The organism is Streptomyces sp. SP17BM10, assembly GCF_036322405.1.
GTDB lineage: Bacteria > Actinomycetota > Actinomycetes > Streptomycetales > Streptomycetaceae > Kitasatospora.
Map to the genome: position 1 here is coordinate 53,313 of NZ_JAQYXB010000451.1, position 23,874 is coordinate 77,186.

Annotated in this window: 21 protein-coding genes and 1 pseudogene; 8 read left to right on the forward strand and 14 right to left on the reverse strand. The window is 75.2% G+C overall.

What is annotated here, in order from left to right:
• Position 1: 1 nt before the first annotated feature.
• Complete coding sequence (locus PUR71_RS05765; protein WP_329925233.1) at positions 2-430, reverse strand: MerR family transcriptional regulator; 429 nt, start codon at positions 428-430, stop codon at positions 2-4.
• A gap of 129 nt (positions 431-559) precedes the next feature.
• Here PUR71_RS05765 and PUR71_RS05770 point away from each other — a divergent pair, with 129 nt between their 5' ends.
• Positions 560-940 carry a hypothetical protein gene (locus PUR71_RS05770; protein ID WP_329925234.1) on the forward strand — a complete coding sequence of 127 codons (381 nt, stop codon included), beginning with the start codon at positions 560-562 and terminating at the stop codon, positions 938-940.
• Here PUR71_RS05770 and PUR71_RS05775 read toward each other — a convergent pair.
• From PUR71_RS05775 to PUR71_RS05815, 9 genes and pseudogenes are all read right to left on the reverse strand, one after another.
• Positions 912-2,405 (reverse strand): SDR family oxidoreductase, encoded by a 1,494-nt coding sequence (locus tag PUR71_RS05775; RefSeq protein ID WP_329925235.1) that lies wholly within the window; start codon positions 2,403-2,405, stop codon positions 912-914. The two genes, PUR71_RS05770 and PUR71_RS05775, sit on opposite strands and share 29 nt — an antisense overlap.
• Positions 2,406-2,531: 126 nt before the next feature.
• Positions 2,532-3,851 carry a cryptochrome/photolyase family protein gene (locus PUR71_RS05780; protein ID WP_329925236.1) on the reverse strand — a complete coding sequence of 440 codons (1,320 nt, stop codon included), beginning with the start codon at positions 3,849-3,851 and terminating at the stop codon, positions 2,532-2,534.
• Positions 3,848-4,702 carry a DUF1295 domain-containing protein gene (locus tag PUR71_RS05785; protein ID WP_329925237.1) on the reverse strand — a complete coding sequence of 285 codons (855 nt, stop codon included), beginning with the start codon at positions 4,700-4,702 and terminating at the stop codon, positions 3,848-3,850. Before PUR71_RS05785 ends, PUR71_RS05780 begins: the two co-directional genes overlap by 4 nt.
• Complete coding sequence (locus tag PUR71_RS05790; protein WP_329925238.1) at positions 4,699-5,997, reverse strand: class I SAM-dependent methyltransferase; 1,299 nt, start codon at positions 5,995-5,997, stop codon at positions 4,699-4,701. The genes PUR71_RS05785 and PUR71_RS05790 overlap by 4 nt, the downstream gene beginning before the upstream one ends.
• Positions 5,994-6,797: a DUF1365 domain-containing protein gene (locus tag PUR71_RS05795; RefSeq protein ID WP_443077376.1), complete on the reverse strand. Its 804-nt coding sequence runs from the start codon at positions 6,795-6,797 to the stop codon at positions 5,994-5,996. Before PUR71_RS05795 ends, PUR71_RS05790 begins: the two co-directional genes overlap by 4 nt.
• Entirely contained in the window at positions 6,794-8,077 is a 1,284-nt protein-coding gene (locus PUR71_RS05800; protein WP_329925250.1) for an NAD(P)/FAD-dependent oxidoreductase, read from the reverse strand. The genes PUR71_RS05795 and PUR71_RS05800 overlap by 4 nt, the downstream gene beginning before the upstream one ends.
• 238 nt (positions 8,078-8,315) lie before the next feature.
• Positions 8,316-9,365, reverse strand: coding sequence for a MerR family transcriptional regulator (locus tag PUR71_RS05805; protein WP_329925251.1), 1,050 nt, complete (start codon positions 9,363-9,365; stop codon positions 8,316-8,318).
• Complete coding sequence (locus PUR71_RS05810) at positions 9,362-9,976, reverse strand: sigma-70 family RNA polymerase sigma factor (protein ID WP_443077379.1); 615 nt, start codon at positions 9,974-9,976, stop codon at positions 9,362-9,364. Before PUR71_RS05810 ends, PUR71_RS05805 begins: the two co-directional genes overlap by 4 nt.
• A gap of 115 nt (positions 9,977-10,091) precedes the next feature.
• Positions 10,092-10,532: pseudogene (locus tag PUR71_RS05815) on the reverse strand (aminoglycoside phosphotransferase family protein); the annotation flags it as partial.
• A 198-nt stretch (positions 10,533-10,730) separates the two neighbouring features.
• On the opposite strand from PUR71_RS05815, the gene PUR71_RS05820 reads away from it, so the two are divergent.
• The 4 genes from PUR71_RS05820 to PUR71_RS05835 all read left to right on the forward strand — a co-directional run bounded on the left by PUR71_RS05820 (position 10,731) and on the right by PUR71_RS05835 (position 14,060).
• The gene (locus PUR71_RS05820) at positions 10,731-11,408 is read left to right on the forward strand and encodes a DUF4232 domain-containing protein (protein ID WP_329925239.1); all 678 of its coding nucleotides are present in this window, start codon (positions 10,731-10,733) and stop codon (positions 11,406-11,408) included.
• Between the two features lie 183 nt (positions 11,409-11,591).
• On the forward strand, positions 11,592-11,960 hold the full coding sequence (locus tag PUR71_RS05825; protein ID WP_329925240.1) for a DUF3040 domain-containing protein: 369 nt from the start codon (positions 11,592-11,594) through the stop codon (positions 11,958-11,960).
• 211 nt (positions 11,961-12,171) lie between these two features.
• Positions 12,172-12,435 carry a hypothetical protein gene (locus PUR71_RS05830; protein WP_329925241.1) on the forward strand — a complete coding sequence of 88 codons (264 nt, stop codon included), beginning with the start codon at positions 12,172-12,174 and terminating at the stop codon, positions 12,433-12,435.
• A 218-nt stretch (positions 12,436-12,653) separates the two neighbouring features.
• On the forward strand, positions 12,654-14,060 hold the full coding sequence (locus PUR71_RS05835) for a hypothetical protein (protein ID WP_329925242.1): 1,407 nt from the start codon (positions 12,654-12,656) through the stop codon (positions 14,058-14,060).
• A gap of 34 nt (positions 14,061-14,094) precedes the next feature.
• Here PUR71_RS05835 and PUR71_RS05840 read toward each other — a convergent pair whose 3' ends face one another.
• Complete coding sequence (locus tag PUR71_RS05840; protein ID WP_329925243.1) at positions 14,095-14,601, reverse strand: SRPBCC family protein; 507 nt, start codon at positions 14,599-14,601, stop codon at positions 14,095-14,097.
• 222 nt (positions 14,602-14,823) lie between these two features.
• Here PUR71_RS05840 and PUR71_RS05845 point away from each other — a divergent pair, with 222 nt between their 5' ends.
• Both PUR71_RS05845 and PUR71_RS05850 read left to right on the forward strand, forming a co-directional pair.
• Positions 14,824-15,573, forward strand: coding sequence for a hypothetical protein (locus tag PUR71_RS05845; RefSeq protein ID WP_329925244.1), 750 nt, complete (start codon positions 14,824-14,826; stop codon positions 15,571-15,573).
• Complete coding sequence (locus PUR71_RS05850; protein WP_329925245.1) at positions 15,570-16,850, forward strand: nucleotidyl transferase AbiEii/AbiGii toxin family protein; 1,281 nt, start codon at positions 15,570-15,572, stop codon at positions 16,848-16,850. Before PUR71_RS05845 ends, PUR71_RS05850 begins: the two co-directional genes overlap by 4 nt.
• A 738-nt stretch (positions 16,851-17,588) precedes the next feature.
• On the opposite strand, the gene PUR71_RS05855 is transcribed toward PUR71_RS05850, so the two are convergent.
• Together PUR71_RS05855 and PUR71_RS05860 are read right to left on the reverse strand one after the other, a co-directional pair.
• Positions 17,589-20,537, reverse strand: coding sequence for an AfsR/SARP family transcriptional regulator (locus PUR71_RS05855; RefSeq protein WP_329925246.1), 2,949 nt, complete (start codon positions 20,535-20,537; stop codon positions 17,589-17,591).
• 276 nt (positions 20,538-20,813) lie between these two features.
• Positions 20,814-21,266, reverse strand: coding sequence for a hypothetical protein (locus PUR71_RS05860; RefSeq protein ID WP_329925247.1), 453 nt, complete (start codon positions 21,264-21,266; stop codon positions 20,814-20,816).
• A gap of 228 nt (positions 21,267-21,494) precedes the next feature.
• Here PUR71_RS05860 and PUR71_RS05865 point away from each other — a divergent pair, with 228 nt between their 5' ends.
• Positions 21,495-22,793 (forward strand): MFS transporter, encoded by a 1,299-nt coding sequence (locus tag PUR71_RS05865; RefSeq protein WP_329925253.1) that lies wholly within the window; start codon positions 21,495-21,497, stop codon positions 22,791-22,793.
• A gap of 271 nt (positions 22,794-23,064) precedes the next feature.
• Here PUR71_RS05865 and PUR71_RS05870 read toward each other — a convergent pair whose 3' ends face one another.
• Positions 23,065-23,502: a hypothetical protein gene (locus tag PUR71_RS05870; protein ID WP_329925248.1), complete on the reverse strand. Its 438-nt coding sequence runs from the start codon at positions 23,500-23,502 to the stop codon at positions 23,065-23,067.
• Positions 23,503-23,874: the final 372 nt, after the last annotated feature.

Here is a 23,874-nt window from a genome sequence, read left to right on the forward strand (position 1 = left end):
CTCAACTCTCCTCATGTCGCGCGGGGGCGGTGGACAGCTCGCAGTGCGGCTCGGGACCGCCCGGGTGGTCGGCCCCGGCCCGGAGCTCGGCGCGGGCCAGCTGGGCGGCGACCCGGTCGCGGACCTCGGCCAGCCGGGCCAGGCACGCGTCGAGCTCGGCGAGTCGGCTGCGGTAGACGTCCAGCGAGGCGGGGCAGGAGTCGCCCTCCGGGTGCCCGGCCTGGAGGCACTCGACGAACGGGCGGGTCTGCTCCAGGTCGAACCCGAAGTCCTGGAGCGTCCTGATCTGCCGCAGGAGCCGAAGGTCCGCCTCGTCGTACGCCCGGTAGCCGTTGCCGTTGCGCCGGGCGGGCAGCAGCCCGCGCGACTCGTAGTACCGAAGGGTGCGGGTGCTCGTCCCCGCCTGTGCCGCCAGCTCGCCGATCCGCATGGGAAGAACGCTAGACGTTGACGCCGACGTCAAGGCCAGCGGTGTCGTTCAGAGGTGGCCGGTACGGGTGTGCCCGGAGAGCGGCGCGCGCTACGCTGCCCCGGCACTCTGCACGGGGGAGAGGCGACGATGACGCAGACGTACGAAGAACCCTGGTACGCCACCGGGTTGAGGGCGGGCCTGGAGCTGGTCGGGTGGATCGGGCTGCCGATCGCGCTGTGGCCGCTCTCGGTGCTGCTCGCGATCGGGGTGGACGTCGTGCTGGTCGGCGTGCCGGCCGTGCTGCAGACGCCCGGGGACAAGCGGGCGACGGTCGTCGCGGTGCCCGGGTGGGTCACGGTCCTGATGGTGCTCGCCGAGCTCGCCGGGGCCGTCGCCGCCGGCTGGCTGCTGTTCCCGGTGTGGGCGGCGGCGCTCGTGTCCGTCCTCGCGCTCGCCTGCTGCGGCACCGAACTACCGCGCTGGCGGTGGCTGGTGACGCTCAGCGCGGCCGGCGGGCGCGTTCGGTGACGTTGCGGGCCATGCGGCCGAAGACCACCGAGTGGAACGGCGCCACCGACCACCAGTAGGCGTGTCCGGCCAGGCCGTGCGGGTGGAACAGCGCGCGCTGCCGGTAGCGGGTGCCGTGCCCCCCGTCCGGGGCGACGGAGAGCTCCAGCCAGGCCAGGCCGGGCAGCCGCATCTCGGCGCGCAGCCGCAGCAGGCGCCCCGGTTCGATCTCCTCGACCCGCCAGAAGTCGAGCGAGTCCCCGACCCGGAGGCGGGCCGGATCGCGCCGGCCCCGGCGCAGGCCCACGCCGCCGGCCAGACGGTCGAGCAGGCCGCGCAGGGCCCAGGCGAGCGGGAAGGAGTACCAGCCGTTGGCGCCGCCGATGCCCTCGATCACACGCCAGACGTCGGCCGGCGCGGCGGCGACGGTGCGTTCCCTGAGGTCCTGGTAGAGGCTGCCGCCGGCCCAGTCGGGGTCGGTGGGCAGCGGGTCGCTGGGGGCGCCGGGCAGGGACGCGGAGGACCAGCGGGTGGCGACGTCCGCGTCCTTGATGCGGCGCAGCGCGAGCGCCACGGCGCGGTCGAAGCCGATCAGGCCCTCAGGCGGGTCGGGCACCCACCGGGCGATGTCGTGCTCGCCGCACACGACCTCGTGGCGCAGCGACTCGACGAGGGGCCGGGCGATGGAGCCCGGTACCGGGGTGACCAGGCCGACCCAGTGGCTGGAGAGCCCGGGGGTGAGCACGGGGACGGGGATGATGACGCGCCGGTGCAGCCCGGCGGCCCGGGCGTAGCGCCGCATCATCTCGCGGTAGGTGAGCACGTCGGGGCCGCCGATGTCGAAGGTCCGGTTGACGGTGGGCGGCAGGAGCGCGGCGCCGGCCAGGTAGCGCAGGACGTCGCGGACGGCGATCGGCTGGATGCGGGTGGCGACCCAGCGCGGGGTGACCATCGCGGGCAGGCGTTCGGTGAGGTGGCGCAGCATCTCGAAGGAGGCGCTGCCGGAGCCGATGATGACGGCGGCGCGCAGTTCGGCCGTCGGGACGCCGCTGTCGCGCAGGGCGCGGCCGACCTCGGCGCGGGAGCGCAGGTGCGGGGAGAGCTCGGCCTCGTCGACCCCGTCGGGGACGAGCCCGCCGAGGTAGACGATCCGGGAGACGCCCGCCGCGGCCGCGGCGGCTCCGAAGGCGCGGGCGGCCTCCCGGTCGGTGGTCTCGAACGTGGGGCCGGTGCCGAGGGAGTGGACGAGGTAGTAGGCGACGTCCATGCCGTCGAAGGCCCCCGCGAGGGTGGCGGGCCGGGTGACGTCGCCGACGGCGGTCTCGACCCGCTCCCGCCAGGGCAGGTCCCGTAGCCGTCCGGGGTCGCGCACCAGGCAGCGCACGGGGCGGCCGCGGGCGAGCAGCTCGGGGACGAGGCGGCCGCCGATGTAGCCGGTCGCGCCGGTGACCAGGCAGCGGGGCGGGGTGGGGGGCGGGTTGTTCATGGCGGGTTCCTCGGGCCGGGGACCGTGGCTGTCGGGCTGTCGGGCTGTCGGGCTGTGTCGGCTTGGGTCGCCGACAGCTTCGGGGACTTCGGAGCGGGCGGCCCGGACGGATCGGCGCGCTCCTTGTCAGTTCAGGCCCCGGGCGTGCCGCAGCCGCGCACTGAGGGTGTCGGGGTCGACGATCGGGGCCGGGTAGTCGGGGGCGAGGAGCCAGGGGCGGTGGATGGCGGCCCCCGGGAGGTGGGCGAGTTCGGGGACCCACCGGCGGACGTACCTCCCCTCAGGATCGTAGCGGTCGGCCTGGCGCAGCGGGTTGAGGACCCGGTTGGGGCGGGTGTCGGTGCCGGTGCCCGCGACCCACTGCCAGTTGAGCTGGTTGTTGGCCACGTCGCCGTCGACGAGCAGCGAGAGGAAGTGGGCGGCCCCGATGCGCCAGTCGAGGTAGAGGCTCTTCGTGAGGAAGCTCGCCGTCAGCAGCCGGCCGCGGTTGTGCATCCAGCCCTCGTGGGCGAGCTGGCGCATGGCGGCGTCGATGATCGGGTAGCCGGTGCGGCCCCGGCGCCAGGCCTCGGCCTCGCGGTCGTCGTGGTGCCAGTGATCGCCTTTGGTGCGGTAGTCGTCGTGGGCGGCCTCGGGTCGGGCGGCGAGGACCTGGTGGTGGAAGTCGCGCCATGCGAGCTGCCGGACGAAGGCCTGGGCTCCGTCGCCGCCGTGCTGCTGGGCTCGGACGGCGAGTTCGGTGGGGGACAGGCAGCCGAAGTGCAGGTAGGGGGAGAGGCGGGAGGTGGCGTCGGCGGCGAGGTCGTCGTGGAGGTCGGCGTACGCGTCGATGTCCCAGCCGCGTCGGAGGTCACGGCCGGCCTTCTCGCCTCCGCGCGGCAGGGCGGGCGAGGCCGGGCGGGCGGTGGGGAGGTCCTCGCCGCCGATGCCGTCCGGCGTGTCGAGCTTCCGGGGCGCGCCCAGGACCGTCCGCCAGGGGGCTTCCTGCCAGACGCGGTGGTACGGGGTGAAGATCGCGTAGTGGTCGCGGTTCGCCGGGGTGAGCCGGCCCGCCCCGACGACCGTCAGCGAGGCGTCGTGGACGTGCAGGCGGTCGCCGAAGTGCTTGCGCAGCGCGGCCTCGCGCCGCCGGGCGTACGAGCTGACCCCGGCGGCGACGTGGACGGTGGAGGCGTCGGCCTCGGTGGCGACGCGGGCCACCTGCTCGGCGGTGTCGCCGCGGCGCAGCACCAGCCGGGAACCGGTGCGCCGCAGCGAGGTGTCCAGGTCGGCGAGGCAGTCGGCGAGGAAGGCCAGCCGGTTGGGCGCGGCGAAGCCGGCGGACTCGACGGCCGGGTCGAGGACGAACAGCGGCACGACCTGCTCACCCGCGGCGCGGGCGGCGTGCAGGACGGGGTTGTCGTGCAGGCGCAGGTCCTGGGTGAACAGGGCGATGGAGACGGTCACGGGTGGGGCCTCGCAGGTGGTGCGGTCGGGGTTCGGGGCTCTCGGCGCGGCGGCAGCGGGAAGAACCCGCTGGTGCGGGCCGCGTACTCGGCCCAGCCGGGGCGTCGGGCGGCCATCTGGCGTTCCAGCATCGGCTTCCCGCTGCCGTACGCCAGGAGCCAGGTCATCAGGACGGGGCTGAGGACGAACGCCCATCCGACGGGCGTGTCGGCGACGAGGAGGAAGACGCCCCACCAGACGCAGGCGTCGCCGAAGTAGTTGGGGTGGCGGGTGTAGCGCCACAGGCCGCGGTCCATGATCTGGCCCCGGCCGGCGGGGTCGGCCTTGAAGCGGGCGAGCTGCCGGTCGCCGACCGCCTCGAAGCCCAGGCCGACGGCCCACAGCGCGACCCCGGCCCAGGCGAGCGCGCCGGGCGGGGACGGTACGTACTGGGCCGCCTGGACGGGCAGCGAGACGAACCAGACGAGCGCGGCCTGGAGCAGGTACACCTTGCGCAGCGCGTACCGGACGCGGGCCGGACCCTCGGGCACGCGGGCGAGCATCTGCGCGTAGCGCCGGTCCTCCGGCAGGCCGCGGGCGCGCCACCACAGGTGGGCGGAGAGCCGGACGCCCCACACCACGACGAGCACGGTGACGAGCATCCGCCGCCCGAGGCCGCCGTGGCCGTCCGACAGGAGGTAGCCGACCAGGGCGAGTTCGGCGAACGCCAGGCCCCACGCGACGTCGACGGCCCGGTGCCGCCCGGTGCGCACCCCGACGACGAACGTCGCGAGCATGATCGCGAGGACGGTGGCGGCGGTGACGGCGAGGTTGAGGGCGAACGCTCCGCCGTCGAAGGCGGCCTGGCTCATGCGGGCGCCCCGCGGGTGAGGAGGATCTGGTGGACGTCCAGGTAGCCGGTGCGGAACCCGGCCTCGGAGTGCGCGAGGTACAGCTCCCAGGTGCGCCGGAACACGTCGTCGAAGCCGAGCGCCGCGACCTGCCCGGCGTGCGCGGTGAAGCGCTCGCGCCACAGCCGCAGCGTCTCGGCGTAGTGCGGCCCGTACGCGTCGGCCACTTCCACGCGCAGGGCGGTGTGCCGGGCGGCGGTCTCGGAGATGGCCCGCAGGGACGGGATCAGGCCGCCGGGGAAGACGTACTTGAGGATCCAGGTGTACGTGCGGCTGCTCGCCGTCATCCGGTCGTGCGGCATGGTGATCGCCTGGAGGGCGACGCGGCCGCCGGGCGCCAGGACCCGGTCCAGGGTGCGGAAGTAGCCCGGCCAGAAGGGCCGCCCGACAGCCTCGATCATCTCCGCGCTGACCACGGCGTGGTACTCGCCCCCGGCGGCGCGGTAGTCGCAGAGCCGCACCTCGGCCCGGCCCGCGTACCCGGCGTCGGCGATGCGGCGGCGGGCGAGGGCGAGCTGTTCCTCGGAGAGCGTCAGGCTGACCACCCGGGCGCCGCGCGCGGCCGCCCGCAGGGCCAGTTCGCCCCAGCCGGTGCCGATCTCCAGCAGCCGGGTGCCGGGGCCGACCCCGGCCAGGTCGAGCAGCCGGTCGATCTTGCGGTGCTGGGCGGCGGCCAGGCCGTCCCAGGTCGCCAGCGGGGCCCGGCCGGGGCCGGTCGGGAAGATGGCCGACGAATAGGTCATCGTCGGGTCGAGGAAGAGGGCGAACAGGTCGTTCGACAGGTCGTAGTGCCGGGAGATGTTGCGCCGGGCGCCGTCGACCGTGGACGCCTCGGCGACCGGCGGGCGCTGGACGTACAGCCGGCGCAGCCAGCGCGTGCCGGTCGGGACGAGGGTGTGCGGGTCGGCGGCGAGCGCGGTCAGCAGCGCGGTCAGGTCGGGGCTGTCCCAGTCGCCGGCCTGGTAGGCCTCGCCGAAGCCGATCAGGCCGCTCTCGCCGAGGCGGTGGAGGAACGCCTGCGGGTGGTGCAGCCGCAGGACGGGGGCGCCGGGCGGGGCGGGGCACAGGAGGCGCCCGCCGGGCAGCTCGACGCGCAGGCCGCGGCCGGCGGCGACCCGGCGCAGCAGCCGGGCGGCGACCGCGGCGCGCAGCGGGGCGTGCGGCACGCGGGCGACGTCGGGCCAGCGGGCCGGGTCGACGACCGGGGTCGGCGGGGCGGGCGGGGCCGATCGTGGGGCGGCCGGGGTGGTGGTCATGCGGAGGGCACCTCTTCCTCGCGTGCGGGGTGCCCGGCGGGGGGCTGGGCGGCGTCGGGGAGGGGACGGGGGTGGACGGGCACACCGCGCAGCCACAAGCGGATGCCCTGGTAGCGGATGTGCAAACCCACGGCCCGGGTGGCGAACGGGTGCCGCAGGGCCGCCCGCAACAGGGTGGCGGGGCTCGCCGGGCGTCCGGTGCCGTGCACGGTGGCGGTGAAGACGCGGCCGCCGGGGCGCTCCAGGTGGACGGCGAGGCGCAGGTGCCCGTCCGGCTCGGGCAGTGACATCCGGTAGCCGCCGTCGACCGGGAAGAACGGCGAGACGTGGAACTCCTTCGGAGTCCCGGCCTGGCCCCCGGCGTCCGGGTGCAGCAGGTAGCGGTGCCGGCCGCCGTAGGTGTTGTGCACCTCGGCGACGGTGCACAGCGGGCGTCCGGCCTCGTCGCGGCACCAGTACACGGTGAGCGGGTTGAACACGTACCCGAGGGAGCGGGCCTGGGTGAGCATCAGCACCTGGCCGCGGCCGAGGTGCACGCCCCGGGCGGCGAGGTGGCGCTGGAGGTCCTGGCGGATCGTCGCGTTCGCGTCCGAGCCGTCCAGGTGGTGGTCGCGGGGCCGGAAGGCGGCCAGTGTCCGGAGCGGCCAGGGGATTCGGGGGAGGTGATCGAGATCCACCAGCCACAGGTAGCCGTGGTGCCGGAAGGCGTGCCGCAGCGGGGCCGTGCGCACGTGCGCGGTGCGCGTCTCGTACAGCACGGCGCCCCAGGGGCCGGGCAGGCGGCGGGATTCCGCGGTCACGGCGTCTGCGCCCCGAGCAGGGAGCGGGCGGCGCGGACGCCCGAGCGGCAGCCGTCCTCGTGGAACCCCCAGCCGTGGTACGCGCCGGCGAACGCCGTCCTGGCGGTGGCGAGCTCGGGCAGGCGGCGCTGGGCGGCGACGGTCTTCCCGGTGTAGATCGGGTGCTCGTAGACCGTGCGGGAGACCACCAGGTCCTCCGGGACGGCACTGTGCCCGTCGTCGTTGAGCGTGACCAGGTAGTCGTCGCCGGTGTCCAGCCCCAGCAGTCGGTTGAGGTGGTAGCTCACCCGCACCCGGTCGGCCGGGCCGTGGCACGAGGGCATCCGGTAGTTCCACGACGCCCGCGCCCAGCCGGCCTCCGGCAGGAGGGACGGATCGCGGTGCAGGACCGTCGGGTTGCGCGAGTACCGGAAGGCGCCGAGGACCTCCAGCTCGGCGTCGGTCGGGTCGGTGAGCAGCCGCAGCGCCTGGTCGGCGTGGGTGGCGACGACGACCGCGTCGGCCCGGGTGCGCCGGCCGTCGGCGGTGACGACCGTGACGCCGCCCGGGTGGCGGCGCACCGCCCGTACGGGGGCCGACCGATGCACCGTGCCCTGCCGCTCGGCGAGCTTCGCGGCGATCTTCTCGACGTACGTGCGGGACCCGCCGACCACCGTGCGCCAGGTCGGCGAGCCGTTCACGCTGAGCATGCCGTGGTTGTCCAGGAACCTGAACAGGTAGCGCGCGGGGTAGTCGCCCGCGAGATCGGGCGCGCACGACCACACCGCCGAGACCACGGGCGTCATGAAGTGGCTCACGAAGTACGGCGAGAAGCCCTCGGTGGCGAGGAACTCCCGCAGGCTCGGACCGTCGTGCCCCGGCGTGGCGAGCAGGCGGCGGGCCCGGCGGTGGAAGCGCGGCACCTCGGCCAGCATCCGCAGGTACCGGCCGCGCAGCGCGGCCCCGGGCTGCGCGAGGAGCCCGGCCGGTCCGCGGGCACCGGCGTACTCCAGGCCGCACCCGTCGCAGTGCACGGACATGCTCATCTCGCCGGCCCGGGTGCGCACACCGAGTTCGGCGAACAGCCGCACGAGGTGCGGGTAGGTGCGTTCGTTGTGGACCAGGAACCCGGTGTCGAGGACCGCCGCGCGCCCGGCCGGCCCGGTGGCCTCCTGGGTGTGCGCGTGCCCGCCGAGCCGCTCGTCCGCCTCGAACAGCTCGACCCGCACGCCCGCCCCGGACAGCTCGTACGCGGCGGTGAGCCCGGCCACGCCGGCGCCCACCACCACCGCGTGGCGCACGGGCGGTCCGCTCCGGGGCCGGGGGAGGGCTCCGGAGGTGGAGACGGTGTCGACGGTCGTCACGTGGGCCCCTCGGTTCGTCGGGGCCGCGGGTGCGGCCCGGAGTGCTGTCTGCACCGGGCCTTCGGAGCCGTCCGTACGGCGGATTGGGTTTCGGCGCCGCCGATTCGCCGCGCTCGACGCCGTTCGACGCCGATTCCACGTCGCTCGTCGACGCGGTTGCGGGACGACGGCCCCGTTACGGCGTGACGGCCGCTTCCAGCAGGTCGAGCGCGCCCGCCAGGGTGCGGGGGCTCGCGGTGCGGGCCGGCAACCGGGAGCGGTCCCAGCCGGGACCGGCGACCAGCACGACGGCCCGGCCGCGGGAGCCGCGCGGCCCCCACGCGCTGTCCGTCACCTGCCGCACGAGCTCCCGGTCGGCCGTCCGCCGGTCCTGCGACCAGAGCATCACCGCACCCGGGCCGATCCGCTGCACCGCGTCGAGCAGCGCCCGCGGCGGGACGGTCGATCCCAGCATCCGGAACGGCAGCGCACGCGCGGTCAGCCCGGCCGCGACGGCGTCCAGCGGCAGCGTGTGCCGTTCGGAGGGCATCGCCGCCAGCACGACCGGCTGCACCGCCCGGACGGCCGCGGGCTGCACGGCGGCGTGGCGCAGTACCGAGGCGACGTGCCAGGACAACAGGTGCTCGACCTCGACGTACTGCTCGCCCTCGGCGGCCCACTTGCGGCCGGCGGCGCGCAGTGCGGGCATCATCACCTCCGTCCACGCGTCGACGACCCCAAGCGTGTCGACGGCGTCCCGCAGGATCCGGGCCACCTCCGGCGCGTCCAGCCGCACGGCCGCCCTGGCCAGGCCCCGGCACTCGGGGCGCACCGGCCCGACGCGCAGCGCACGGCTGCCCCCGGGGCGCGCCGCCGTCTCCTCCGGCCGCACGGCCTCCTCGCGGGCCGCCGCGAGGACCACCCGCGCCGCCTCGCCCGGCGGCACGCCGCGGGCCGTCAGCCGGCACATGGCCTCCAGCACGGCGATGTCCCGCGCGCTCCAGCGGCGGTGGTGCCCCGGCTCCCGCTCCGACGGGCCGATGCCGTAGCGGCGCTCCCACGAACGGACCGTCGTCGGGGACACGCCCAGGCGCCGCGCCACGCTCCCGGTGGGCATCCCCGCATCGGGCACGGGCGGCTCGGCCATCAGGTCCTCCGGGTACGGCGGGGTCCGAAGCCCCGGAACGTCACCGGCGGCGTACCCATTGTCGTCCGGCACGGCCGGTGAGCCGGTGCCGGTGCTCATCCGGGGCCGACCGCGGGACCGGCGGCGAACGACGCCCGCAGCCGGACGAGCCCGTCCCGCACGCGCGTCTTCACCGTGCCCAGCGGCACCCGGAGGATCTGCGCGATCTCGCGCTGCGAGTACCCGCCGTAGTACGCCAGCACCAGCGACTCGCGCTGCGCCCCGCTCAGTCCCGCGAGCGCCGCGCGCACCCGTTCCACGTCCAGCCCGCGTTCCACCTGTTCGGCGACCGATTCGCAGACGGTCGGTTCGAGCGACGCGAGGCGCCTCTCGCGGTCGGACGCGGCCTGCACCGACCGGACCCGGTCCACGGCGCGGCGGTGGGCGATCGTGATCACCCACGCCATGACCGTCCCCCGCTCCGCCCGGTACCCGCCGGCCCCGCGCCACACCTCCAGCAGCACCTCCTGCGCCACCTCCTCGGCGAGCGCCGGATTGCGCAGCGTCCGGATCGCGGTGCCGTGGACCGGCCCGGCGACGGCGTCGTACAGCCGGGCGAAGGCCTCCTCGCTCCCGCCCGCCACGGCCGCGACGAGCCGGCGCAACTCCTCGGACGCCACGTCGTCGACCGCGGGGAGGGGCTGCGCTCCAGGACGCTGCTGCGTGCAGATGGTCACCCGGCAACGGTGCGGCCGGTCGGGTGATCACGGCCACTCGCAGCGTCTGTGCACCGTTTCGGCACCGTATCGGCGCTGGGGGCGACGTGGTCGTCCGGCGCGCGGATCTGAAGACCGGGGTCCACGGCCGCAGCGCGGCCTCGGCGACCTCGCGGTTGCGGGTGACCAACTCGGCGGGCAGGGCGGCGTTCGCCACGAGCCACGCGCACTCGCGGTCGAGGTCCGCCGCCAACTCGTCCGGCCCCCGGCCGGACCAGGGCGGCAGCGGTGCGTCGTGCAGCCTCCGGACGGCGGCGCCCGCCGCGGCCCACGCCGCCGGCGAGGCGGTCGACGGCCGACCGAGGCGGCCCACCGCCCGGCCCGGCAGGGCGGCGAGCGCGAGCACCGGCGCTCTGTGCCACAGGACTTCCGGCGTCGGGACCGGCGCCAGGGCCATCGCCGCCACCTCGAGCTCCATGCGCGCCCGGTCGGCGTCCACCTTCAGGAACACGTCGCCGACGCGCAGGGTCGCGCGCTCGGAGTGGGCGACGACGACCTCGACCTCATCCATGGCGGCCAGTATCCCGGGAGGGCGGTGGACGCCACCAGGGTCCGATCCTGTCAACCCCGCCGCACCTGACCCGATGTCACAGTCGCGTCCCTGTCATGTCCTGACGATTGTGACGCCACGGCTGCCACCGAATGCCGTCGTACGACCGTCTCCTGAGGTGTCCACGCAGTCAGTACGAACCGCATTCGGGGAGCCACGATGTCCGTCCGCAACCGCCGCCCGCTGCTCGTTCCCGCCGTCCTCGTCGTCGGGGCGGGACTCGCACTGACCGCCTGCGGGCCCGAGAACGCCGACCCGGTCGCCGGCCCGACGGCCACCGCTGCGCCCACTGCGGCGCCCACTGCGGCGCCCACCAAGGGCGCCGTCACGCCGCCGACGGCAGCGGCGTCGCGCCCCGCCACGCACATGCCTCCCACGGGCGGAACCGCCGCCGGCAGCCCGTGCGACATCCAGAACCTCTCGATCCACGTGACGGCACGGGCCGGGGCGCCCAACCAGTGGGTCATCGACGTCCGCAACACGGGTGCGAGCGCCTGCACCCTGAGCTCGGTGCCGGGAGTCGACCTGGGCGACTCCGCCGCCCGTGACCGGAGCAAGAACATCAAGCCGGTGCTCGCCAGCGGCACCGAGCGCTTCCCGGTCCCGGCCGGCAAGGACGCCTACGCCGTCATCGACCTCGACCCGAGCGGCGCCACCACCGGCACCGCCCAGGGCATCAACGAGCTCAACGTCCTGGCCGACGGCGAGGGCATGCCCCTCGCGAACACCCAGAACTTCCCGCTCCCCGACGGCGTGCGCGTCCTGAACCCCCACATGGGCATCTACCGGGCCACCACGGCGGAGGCCGTCACCTCGATGACGTCCGCAGGCAAGTAGCCCCGGTATCCACACCGCCGCGGCCACCGTGAGCGCCGCGATCGGCGCGGCGGGAGTCGAGGTGCGGTTCCCGGAGCCCGTCGTCGCTCCGACTCCGGGCCCCGGCGGGCGCGTTAGAGGACGGCGCAGCGGGGAAGCCGCTGGTTGTCACCCGTCGTCCGGGGTGACCGGGAGGAGGCGGCGATGGACGGGCGCGCGCTCTCGCCGTGGGAGCGGCGGATGCTCGCGGAGATCGAGACGGGCCTGCGGGCGGCGGACGCGCGGCTGGACCGTGAGCTGAGCACGATGAGGACCCGGACGCCGCAGCGGTTCGGGCGGGTGGTCCGCGCGGCCGGGCGCGTGCCCAGGACGACGCTGATCGTGTCGGTGGCGCTGTCGTTCGTCTTCCTGCGCGCGAGCACGTACACCCATACGGCCGTCGACCTCGCGCTCTTCAGCCTCGTCTCTGTGTCGGCGGTCGTCCTGGTGTCCGCCCGCGTCCTCGCGGGCCGTCGCACGAGGCGGGGCGCGAGGACGGGGCAATCGGCCCCGTTGCGTGAGGGAGGGCGTTGAGATGGGTCTGCCACTGCCTCCGGGCCACGTTCTCGTCCGGCTCCAGGACGGGCCGGGGGAACGGGCCGACACGGTCCTGAACGGTCTCGAGCGCTGTCTGCCCAACCGTACGGGCCGGGGCCGGAGCCGCATCGGCAATGCGTGGGAGGACCCGCCGAGCCTGACGGCGGAGGGCGCGTGGGCGATCGCGCGGCCCGCGCACGGGGCCTGGATGACGCCTTCGGAGGGTCCCGCGGAGGTCATCTCGCAGGCGTTCGACGTCGCGGGGCCCCGCGAGCCCGGGGTTCCGCCGAGGCTCGACGGCGCGGTGACGGCCGAGCTGTACGGCGTCCCCGGGGACGTGGACACGATGCTGGAGGTGCTGGCCGGATTGTTCACGGCGGAGGTGCGGGCCAGGGACGAGAACGGGCCGCTGGCGCGGATCCGGCTGAGCATCGGGGAGCGGACTCCGGCGGAGCCCGGCGACACCGGGTGAAGCGAGGGCCGGGGCGGGCGGGGCCGTTCCGGTCACCGCGAATCCCGCGCGTGTTCGGCCGCCTCACCCGATCCGGCGAAACGGGCGGTGCGGTCCGTCGCGTCACTCGCGGGGAGCTGGATACTCCGGGATCACGTGCGTGCCCACCCGGCCGGGGCCTCCGGCGCTGCCCGAGTGTCGCCGCACGCCGCCGACCCCGCCCGGAAGGACCCCTGCCCATGCACCCGATTCCCGGCCCCGGCCGACCCGACGTCGAGCAGGTCGTCGCCACCGGGTCGACCGGCGCGACCACCGTGATGCCGCCGCTTCCCTTCGTGCCGGATCAGGAGGAGACGGATGCCCCCGGGTACACGTGGCCCGGACTCGACGAGGAGTTCACCCGCGAGGTCGTCGCGATCGCGGGGAAGTCCGAGGGCCGCGAGCTGGCCGAGTCCCAGGTCTTCGAGATCGTGCGCGCGCAGCCGCAGGCGCAGGGGCTGCCGCTGCGGTTGCGCGCGCACCTGCGCCGGGAACTGGACGCGTTCGTCGCCGCCTACCACCGGGTGATCGAGACGGTCGTGGCAGCCTGGGACCACGACCGCGAACTGCGCGAGGTCCTGACGCTCCCCCGGTTCCTGCGCGAGCACGTGGCCGCCGCCCGCGACACGCGCGTGCATCTGCTGCGGATCGACCTGTTGCCCCAACCCGACGGCACGCTGCGGGTGTTGGAGACCAACGCCAACTGCCCCGGAGGTCTGCCCGGCGCCGGCCGGGGCCGCGCGGCCTGGCGGCCGCTGCTGGCCCGGCACGGCATCAGCCTGCCGCCGCCGCTGCCCGCCGACGACCCTCTCTGGCCTGGGAGTTGGTTGCTGCGCACCGCAGAGCAGTACACCGGCACCCGTCCCGGGACCGTCGCCCTGCTCTGCCCGGACGGCAGCTACCGCGCCGACACCCGGGACTACGACACCGCCCTGACGGCCCTCGGTGTCCGCGTCCTGCACGCGGACCCGCGCGAACTCGTGGCCGACGGGCACCACGGCGTCACCCTGCACGGGGAGCCGGTGCGGCACGCGTTCGCGAAGGTCGGCATCCAGGACCTGCTTCGGATGGGCGACGACGCGGCGCCGTACCTCGAAGCCGTGCGCGAGGGCGGTCTGTTCGTGCAGAACGGGCTGCGCGGACGCCTGATCGGCGACAACAAGCTGTGCCTCGCGGTGCTCTCCGACCCGCGCTTCGCCCACCTCTTCGATCCCGCCGACTACCGGATCGTCCGCCCCGCCGTCCCGTGGTCGCGCAACCTCGCGCACTGCGACGCGGCGACCCTCCGCGCCGTCGTCCGGGACCGCGAACGCTACGTCCTCAAGCGGCCGTTGGACACCCGCGGCCACGGCGTGGTGATCGGCCGGGAGAGCGTCGACGGGTCCGCCTGGGAGGCGGCCGTCGGCCTCGCGGGCGCGGAGGGGTGGCTCGTCCAGGAGTACGTGGCCAGCCCCCACCTCCACGGCGTGGTGGACGGGCCGGCTCCCCGTCACGACGTGGCCCTGGGCGCGGTCGACGGCCGTCTGGTCTCCGCCTTCGCCCGCGCCAGCCACGGGGAGCGCCACAACGTCGCCGGCTCCGGACGGCCGCACCCGGTGTACCTGTGACCCCGGGCGTCCGGGCCCCCGCCTCGGTCGGCGCTCACGCCTCCGCGAGGCGTCTGATCCCGTCGAGCGTCGTCCGCATTCCCTGCCGCAACATGCCCAGCCTGAGCGTCATGATCTCCTCCTCGCGCCCGGGCTCGGCGGCGATGGCCCGGCTCAGGTAGGAGCTGCCCGCGCCGAGGGTGACGGAGTGCCGGAGCCGGGTGCCGTCGCCCTCGGGCTGGAGGTCGAGCCGCCAACGGGCCACCGGCCGGTCGAAGCCGCCCTTGAAGCCGCGGACGTCCCAGCCGAACGCCCGCTCCGGGCGGTGGTCGGCGATCCGGGAGACGGTCTCCCACCGGCCGAGGAGCTCGTTGCGGTTGCGGCCGACGAAGGTCGCGCCGACGGCCGGCCCGGTGGCGCCGTCGAGCCACTCGGCCTCGTACAGCTCCCCGCCGAACCGGGTCGGCACGGTGATGTCGCTGACCAGGACCCAGACCTTCGCGCACGGCGCCGCGACGTACACGTCCAGTTCTACCGTCGGGCCGTCCACCAACCGCACCATCGTCGTCCTTCTTCCCCTGCCGCACCGTTGCGACGTCGGCCACCCTAGTGGTGCCGGGCGGCGCGGCTCTACCGATCGGTAACCGGTTTCGCGCGGACGGCACGTCGCGCCGCCGCCCGCGGCTCGCTTGTGGGGCAGGCCCGTTGGGGGTCGAACCGCCTCCGCGCCTCGCTCCGAGGGCCCCGGCGGCGGGTTGTCACAGTGGCCTGCCAGGATGCTCCCATGCTCGACACCCACCCTGACCTGGGCCTCGCCCGACCCCTGCCTCCACCCGCGCTGAGCGGGGAGTTCGAGGTGCACCTCACCGTGGAGCCCGGCGCCGTCGACGCGCTCGCCGAGTGGGCCGCGGCCAACGGCCTGACGTACACGCACATCCTGCTCGCCCGCGGCGGCGCCGTGTCGCAGCCGATGCTCAACCTCCGGGCGTCCGGCACGCTCGACGAGGTCGCCGCCGCGGCCGCCCGCACGGCGCGGCGCCTGACGGACGCGGGCTTCGCCGTCCTGCGGGCGAAGGTCGAGGCCACGCCCTGGGCGGACGGCGTCCCCGCGACGGACGGCGAGGCGGCCCGGCACGGGCCGCGGCGGTACTTCGAGCACCACGTCAAGCTGCTGCTCGCCCCCGGCGAGGACACCGTCCGGCTGGCCGCGCTCGCGGTGCGGCACGGCGCGCACCTCTCGCGCAACGCCCGCCGGGCGCGCGCGGACGGGCGGCGGGAGCAGTTCGTCACGCAGCGCTGCCGCCTGGTGGGGCTGACCACGGCCGGCCGGCGGCTGGACGCGCTGCTCGGCGAGCTGGCGGTCGACGGCCGCGAGGTCGTCTCGGTGGAACGGGAGTTCGTCGCCGTGGACAGCGATGAGGCACTGGACCGCGGCTGGATCACCGAAGGCCGGTGCACCGAGGACGGGGGCACCGAAGGACAGGCCGCCGGGCGCCGGTTCGCCCCGCGGCACGTGGAAGGAGCAGCAGGATGACCGAGGACCGTGCCGCGACGTGGGAGGAACTCCCGTACGGGCCCTGGGAGGACGTGGTGCTGCCCAAGCGGCCGCCCTCCGAGGAGGTCCGCGCCGAGCAGGACCTGCCCAGGAGCATACGGCCGATCGACGACGAGGCCGTCACCCAGCAGCCCGTCTTCGACCCCGCCCTGGCCGGCTACGCCCGCGCGCTGCGCCCGAGCGAGCCCGCCTTCGCCGACCCGGAGGTGGCCGCGCGCTGGCTGGCGGCCCGGCGGGAGGCGCTGAACACGGTGCTGTCCGCCATCGCCCGTTCCGAGTGGGCCGAGCACCTCGTGCTGCGCGGCAGCGTGCTGCTGCGCGCCTGGTACGGCGAGGAGGCGCGTGAGCCGGGGGACCTCGACTTCGTGGTGCGGCCGGTGGAGTGGCAGCTGGAGGACGAGCGGACGGGCCGCATGCTCGACGAACTCGCCGCCTCCGCCGACGAGTTGTCCGCATCGGGTGCGGGTGCGTGCGGTGTGCGCCTGCACGCGGACCGGGCGCTCGCCGACGAGATCTGGACGTACAGCCGTGTGCCGGGCCGCCGCCTGGTCCTGCCGTGGACGGCGCCGGGCGTGCCCGAGGGCACCGTCCAACTGGACTTCGTCTTCACCGAGCACCTGCCGGCCGAGCCGCAGCGCGTGGAACTCCCTGGCGTCGACGGCACGTTGGTGGCCGCGACACCCCAGCTCTCGCTGGCCTGGAAGATCCTCTGGCTTGTCTCGGACAACCACCCGCAGGGCAAGGACCTCCACGACGCGGTGCTGCTCGCCCGCACCGCACAGGTCCCGTACGAGCTGCTGCGCGACGTCTTCCTGCACTCCGAGGAAAGCTGGGCCTGGTGGCCGGTGCTGCCGGACAGCATCGGCGAACTCGAGGTCGACTGGGACGAGTTCGCGAAGGACCACCCCGCCTTCACCGAAGCGGTCGAGGCCTACCCGGCCGAGCTCCTCGCCTCCCTCGCCCCCACCTTCGCCGACCGCGGCGAGTACGCACTGCGCGCCCTGTGGGTGGCCCCCGCGGTCGACGCCCTGCGGGACCTCATGTCCCGCGAGGGCCTCGACGGCGTCCTGAAGCTCCTGATCAAGGGTCACAACCTGCCCGCCAGCCGCCTCGTGGCCATCAGCGAACTCCTCGACGGCGACCTGGACCGAGCCCACCAGGCCGTGATCGCCCACCTGGACAACCCGTCCGACTCACGACTCGCCAGGCTCCGGGAAACCTACACCCGCCTCGCAGCCGGCCGCAGGGAGCCCTGACCGGCCCCGAACCGGCGCCGGCCCACTGCACCCGTGCTGCGGTGGACCGGCGCCTATATGACCGTCGGCGTGGACTCGCGTGCGGAAGTGACACCCCCGGCGGTGAGCCCGCAGCGGCTGGACGTCCCTCGTGGAGGCTATGAGGCCGACCAGTGGTGAGCGCCGTCGTTTCCGCCAGGTTCAGGGCCCAGTCGTCCTGGGACCAGTTCCCCAGCCGCAGCCAGTGGTGTTGCACCACCGAGCGTGCCCGTTCGGCAGGGGGAAGGTCGGTCCACGGCACCAGGAAGGGCATGCGGTCCGGCTCGTGGACGCCCGCTGCCGCGAGGGCGGCCAGGTCCGCCAACTCGTTGTCGTCGGGCAGTCGGAGTTCCAGGCGGGGTGTGTTCAGGCGCAGACCCAGGAGGGGCCAGTGGCCGGTCAGCATGTGTCATTCTCGGGGACGACGGCAGGTCCGGTCACCTGATTTCCCTGTGCGGTCGAGGCGTTGACACGTTGTATACCGCCTCCTGCGAGTGTTCGGGCGCCCTGTCATGCCTGAGCAAGGAGCGTCTTCGGTGTTCGGAACGACCTTTGTCCGCGCGGCTGTTGCCTGTGCGGCTGTTGCACTGTCGACGTCGGGGGTCCTCTCCCTCGGCGTGGGGGATCCCGTGCGGCCGGCTTCGCCCGCGACGGCCTGTGGTGGGTCGGCCGATGTGCGGTGCGAGGCGGGCGGCCACCTCACGTGGAACGGGACCGGGCTCACTCCTGCCACCGGGCCGTGAGGGTTTCGCCGGCGGTCGCCAGAGCCGTGAGCAGTGGTTCCGCGTCGGCCGTTGCCCGAGGGCCCAGGCGGCCGAGCAGCAGGCGGGCGCTCGCCTCGTGGTCGCGGGCGGCGTCGTGGTCGCCGTGGGCGGTCAGTGCGTGGGCCAGGACGAGGTGGGCGAGGGCGCGTTCGCGTTGTCGCCCGCCTTCGTGCGCGAGGTCCAGGGCCCGTTGGGCCTGGTGGACGGCCTCGTCGGCCCGTCCGAGGAGGCGCAGGACCTCGGCCAGGCGGCTTCGGGCCGCCGACTCGCGGTCGAGGTCGCCGGTGAGGCTCGCGCCGTCGACGCACGCGCGCAGGTGTGCCGCGGCGTCGTCGAGTCGGGCTGACTCCTGATAGGCGAGACCGAGAACGTAGTGCACGTAGGCGGTCATCGCGGTGTCGGCCGCCGCACCCGGTGTGGCCAGGATGCGGCGGCAGGCGGAGGCCGCTCCGGCGGCGTCACCGCTGCGGATCCGGGAGAGGGCCGCGTTCGCGCTGCTCGCCACCTCGCCGGAGTGATGGCCGAGTTGGCGGGCGATCGCCGCGGCCTCGTCGAAGGCGGCGATCGCCTCCTCGTGGCGGCCCTCGGCCTGGGCGATGAGGCCCTGGTCGTTGAGGGCCTGTCGGAGGACGGCCCGGTCGCCCGCCTCCCGGCAGGCCCGGGCGGCCAGCCGGGCCTGGGCGTCGGCCTCGTCGAGCCGGGCCCGGCCCAGCAGGATCGTGCCCAGGAGGAAACGTGACCGTCCCTCCGCCGTACGGTCGCCGCACGCGAGCGCCGCGGTGACGAGCAGGCGGGCGGCCTCCTCGGCCCGGCCGCCCAGGGCGCCGAGGCCGAGCGGGGTGAGGGCGATGAGCAGGTCGACGGCCGCGCGCAGGGCGGCCGCCGTGAGCGCGGGCACCGTCGCGACGGCGGCCGCGAGCGCCACCGCGCCGGGGATCTCGGCCCGCGCCCAGCGGCGGGCGTCCGCCGGGTCGGCGAAGCCGGGAGCAGCGGACGGTCGCAGGGGCGGCGCGCTGAAGACGTCGGCGACCGGGTCTCCGGGGACGGCCAGGGCGAAGGCCGTCCGGGCGCAGCCGAGCAGGAGCGTCAGCAGCCGCTCGTGGGCGGCGGCCCGTTCGTGCTCGCCGGTTCGGAGGGACGCCCGGCGGGCGAAGGCGCGCACGAGGTCGTGGTAGCGGTAGCGGCCGGCGCCGACGGACTCCACCAGGGCCTGGTCGACGAGCGCTTCGGCGAGGCGTTCCGCGTGGTCCTCGGTCAGGCCGAGGACCACGGCCGCCGCCGCGAGGCCGATGTCGGGTTCCACCCAGGAGAGCATCCGGAACGCCGTTGCCAGGGGTGGCGGAAGCAGCCGGTACCCGACCGCGAACACCTGCTCGATCTCGACGTCGCCGGTGCGGAGCGCACCGAGGCCGTCGTCGGCCAGGTGCCGCACGAGGTCGGCGATCGGGCGGTCCGGATCGGCGGCGAGCCGGGCCGCCGCGATCCGCACGGCCAGGGGGAGCCGGCCGCAGGCCTCGACGAGCATCCCGGCCTGGACGCTCTGCGCGGACCGGCGGTCCCTGCCGATGACCGCGTCGAGCAGGCCGAGGGCCTCGCGCTCGCTGAACACGTCCAGCGCGACGTGCAGCACCGACGGCACGCTGTTGAGCGCCGCACGGCTGGTGACGACGACCGCGCACTCCGGCGAGCCCGGCAGCAGGGGCTGGATCTGCGAGTCGTCACGTGCGTTGTCGAGGACGACGAGCACCCGTCGCCCGGCGGTGGCCGTTCGGAAGAGGGCGGACCGGCCGGCGAGGTCGTTGGGGACGGCCGCCTCCCGGACCCCCAGCGCGGTGAGGAAGTCCGCGAGGATGTCGGACGGGCTCGCGGGTACGAGGTCGGCGCCGCGCAGGTCCGCGTACAGCCGTCCGTCCGGGAAGGAGGGGCACACGGTGTGGGCGGCCCGCACCGCGAGGGCGGTCTTTCCGACGCCGCCCATGCCGGTGACGGTGACCAGCCGCAGGCCGGGGCCGGTGCGTTCGGTCAGAGCCTGCCCGATCCGCGTGAGGTGCTCCTGGCGACCGGTGAACCGATCCGGGGGTGGCGGGAGTCGGTCCAGCCGAGCGGATCGGCCGGGTGCCGCCGCGGCCGTCGGTCCGGCGGGGGATCCCACGTCGAGCTCGTGGCACAGGGCCGAGAGCTCGGGCCCCGGTTCGAGTCCCAGGTGCTCCACGAGTCGGATCCGGAGGGCGTCGTAGACCGCGCGCGCCTCGGACGTCCGGCCCTGGCGTAGCAGCGCGCGGATGAGCAGTCCGTGCAGGCGCTCGCGGAACGGGTGGTCGGCGGCCAGCGCCTCCAGCTCCGGCAGGTAGCCGGCGGGGCCGTCGAGTGCCACGTCGAGGGCGAGCCGCTCCTCGCGGAGGGCGAGACGCAGGTGCGCCAGCCGTTCGCGCTCGCGGTGCATGAGCGGCCCGGGCAGGCCGGTGAGCGGCTCGCCGCGCCACTGGGCCAGCGCCTCCGTCAGCAGGTCCCGGGCCTCCGCGGGCCGCTCGGCGCAGCACTTCGCGGCCCGTTCCCGGAGGCGTCCGACCCGCCCCAGGTCCACCGAGTCCGCTTCGACCGCCAGGCGGTACCCGCCCGACTGGGAGAGCAGCACCCTCGGCGAGTCGCGCACGGGCTCCAGCAGGTTCCGCAACCGCCACACGTACGTCCGCAGGGTGACGTCCGGCGCACCGGACGGCCGTTCGCCCCACAGGCCGGCGACCAGTTCCTCCACCGGGACGACCGCGTTCGGCCGCAGCAGGAGGGCGGCCAGCACGGACCGCTGCCGCGGGCCGCCCAGGACGACGTCCGCACCGGCGCGCCGCACGCGGAGGTCGCCGAGCAGCTCGAAGCCCGGCCGATCCGAATCACTGCCTGGCCGCACGACCGTTCCCCCGTCGTCATCTGACGCAGCGTCGGATGTCGCTGCGAACGCCCATCTTCACCGGGGCGGGGCATGGTTCGCAACGGAAGGATCGGCGGAACGGTGCGGGCGCGCGGTGTGCATCGCCGTCCGCGACCTCGCGGGGACGTCCCCGGAGGTTCCCGCGAGGCCGTCCGGGTCAGTACCGCTTGATGGCGGTGGGCCGGGCGGGTTGCCCTGGGCGACGCCGGAGTAGGTGCCCCTGCCACTGGCGGGGGCGGGGTACGGCGGCGGACGTCAGGGCGTCGGGGGCTGCTGCTGGGTGTGGACGATCGGGACGGGTTTGCCGGTGACGGCATCGGTCAACGGCCGTGTGCCGAGCGGTTGGTGCAGCACCGTCCTGACCTGCGCGTAGCCGCCGTCCTCGCATCCGACGTTCGGGCCCTCGGCGTCCCTGCGGCTCAACAGCAGCGTGACGTGGTCCGCCGTCTCCCGTGCCACGAGGTCGGGCTCGTAGTCGCAGCCGCCCCAGCCGACGTCCACGGTGATCGTGCGGTCGTCCTTCTGGACGGTCGGGTTCCATGCGTTGATGCCGTTGCCGCCGTTCATCCAGCCGAGGACCGAAGCATCGCGTCGCGTGTACGGGAGCCGGTGATGGGAGAACTGGTCCCACCACGTGTAGGAGCCCCCCGCCCCGATCGCGATCAGCCCCACCACGGCCAGCAAGCGCTTGCGTGTCGTCGGTTCCACGTCCGCCCCTCCCCCTGTCGCGGATCATGGTAGCCGGGCCCGGGAGCGCTGGGCGAGGGAACGGGTCGGGCGGCTGCGCGGCGGCGAACGCGGGGCCTTCGCCCGTACGGCCGCACCCGGCCGATCCCCGCGGTTCGGTGCCGGTGGTCGCGGCGGTGCCGTTGTTAGTCTCCGGAGCATTGCCGCGCGGGGGAGCCGATCACCGACCGGGAGCGAGGGACCGTGGACATGGTGGGTGTCGGCTCCGGTCTCGGTCTGGTGGTTCCGGCCGCCCGGCCGGTCAGCGTGTGGCGGCAGCGCAACTTCCAGGTCCTGTGGTCGGCTCACACCGTCAGCGAGTTCGGGACGCGGATCACGTTCTTCGTCATCCCCGTGCTCGCGCTGACGACGCTCTCCGCGTCGACCGGTCAGCTCGGGCTCGTCTCGGCGATGGAGACCCTGCCGTTCCTGCTGGTCGGCCTGCCGGCGGGCGCGCTGCTCGACCGCTGGGACCGCCGGCGGGTGATGGTCGTGGCGGACGTCGGCCGGGCCGCGGCGATCGTCGCGCTGCCGGTCGGGTACCTCGCGGGGGTGCTGAGCGTGCCGCTGCTCTGCGCGGTGGGGTTCGCCATCGGGCTGTGCACGGTGTTCTTCGACATCGCCGACCAGGCGTTCCTGCCGACGGTCGTGACGCGGGAGCAGACCCCCGACGGCAACAGCCGGCTCGAATTCTCGCGCTCGACGGCGGAGTTGGCCGGGCCCAGCATCGGTGGCCTGCTGCTGCAGGTGGTGACCGCGCCGCTGGTCCTCGTGGTCAACGCCGTGAGCTACCTGGTGTCCGCGCTGCTGCTCTGCCTCATCCGGACCCCCCGGACGCAGGCGCCGCCGCCCGGGGCCGGCGCCAGGCCCACGATGCGCAGCCAGATCGCCGAGGGGCTGCGGTTCGTCTTCCGCCACCGGACCCTGCGGTCCCTGGCGCTGGCGACGGGCATCAGCAACCTCGTCGGACTGGGCGGCGCCCTGGGGGCCGTCCTGACCGCGTACGCCCTGCGCGACCTCGGGCTCTCGCCGGGGCAGCTGGGGCTGGCCCTGAGCGTGGGCAACTGCGGCGCGCTGCTGGGGGCCGCGCTCAGCAGCCGGCTCATCCGGCTGGTCGGGCTGGGCCCCGTCCTGATCGCGGCCAAGTCGATGTCCGGGATCGCCGTGCTCGTCCTCGCGACGGCGGCGCCGGCCCGCGCCGTGCCCACGCTTGGCGCCGCGACCGGCATCATGGCCTGCGGCATCACCGTCTACAACATCAGCCAGGTGAGCCTCCGCCAGGCCATCACACCCACCGGCCTGCAGGGCCGGATGAACGCCTCCGTCCGGTTCGCCATCTGGGGCACCCGCCCGGTCGGGGCGCTGGCGGGCGGCTACCTCGGGTCCGTCCTCGGCACGCGCCCGACGCTGTGGACGATCGCCGGGATCGGCCTGCTCTCCTGCCTGCCCCTGATCACGACCGAGGACGTCCGGACGCTACGGGTCTTCCCGTCCCTGTCGGTCGACTGATACGGGCTCGGCCGCACGCGGCCGAGCCGGGCCGGGCAGGTTAGGCACCCCGGTGGAAGGGCGTCGTGCGCCTGCAGGCCCCGGAGGGCGGGGCCCACCGGGTGCAGGTCTCCCTGGGCCGTTCCGGGGCGCCGGGCGGCCAGGTGATCGTCTGCTACCCGCCGGGGCACCCGCAGCGGGCCCGGGAGGCCGGCGGGGTGGACGGCTGGCGGTACCCGGTCATGGCCTCCGTGGTGGGGGACCGTGTTCGTCGCCGCCGCGCTGCTCATCCTCACCGGCGCGATCGCGACCTCTGCGGTACCGCCGCGCTGAACTGCCCGGGAGCGACCGGGAGGGTGAGGACGTGGACGAGTCCGCCGCCGGGGTTGTCCTCGAGGGTGAGCCGGTGCGAGAGGGCGCCGCCGTCGGCGCCGCGGAGGTTCGCGAGCAGCCAGGGCCGGGCTTCGAGGGCCACGCTCGGTCCCCGGTCGGCCACCCTGATCTGGAGCCGGTCCGGGCCCACGGCCCTCGCCTGCACGAGCACGCGCGCTCCCGGCAGGGTGCGCCGCCACGCGGACCTGACCATCGCGGCCAGCACCTGCTCCAGCTCCCTCCGGTCGACGGACACCGGCGGCAAGGGGGTCTGGACGCGGACGGTCGCGGAGCCCGCCGGCAGCACGGCGGTCGCCGCCTTGACGGTGGCGGCGAGGCGGCGGCTGTGATCGGCCACGGGCGGCCTTCTCTGGTCGGTGGGTGACTGGACGGGCGTTCGGTATTCCAGCACCGGGTGATCGTGCCGCGTGGAAGCTGAGGTTTCGATGAGGCGACCGGCAGGTGACAACCCCGTGGCCCGGCTGGCGGAGGGCGGCGTCGAGCCCGTCACCGAGAAGGCCGGGCGCACTTCGACATCGTGAGCTCCGACCCGCGCTCAAGGAGGCCGGCCGTCGCCACCCCCCACGACCCCCCGGTGCTGCAACACCGACCGCCCGACCCGACACCCACCCACCAGACAAGCCCCCCCGGGCCCCAACACCCCCGCCGCCCCGCCCCCACCGTCAAGGGGGCCACCGCCGTGCTGCCGGCGGGCTCCGCGACCGTCCGC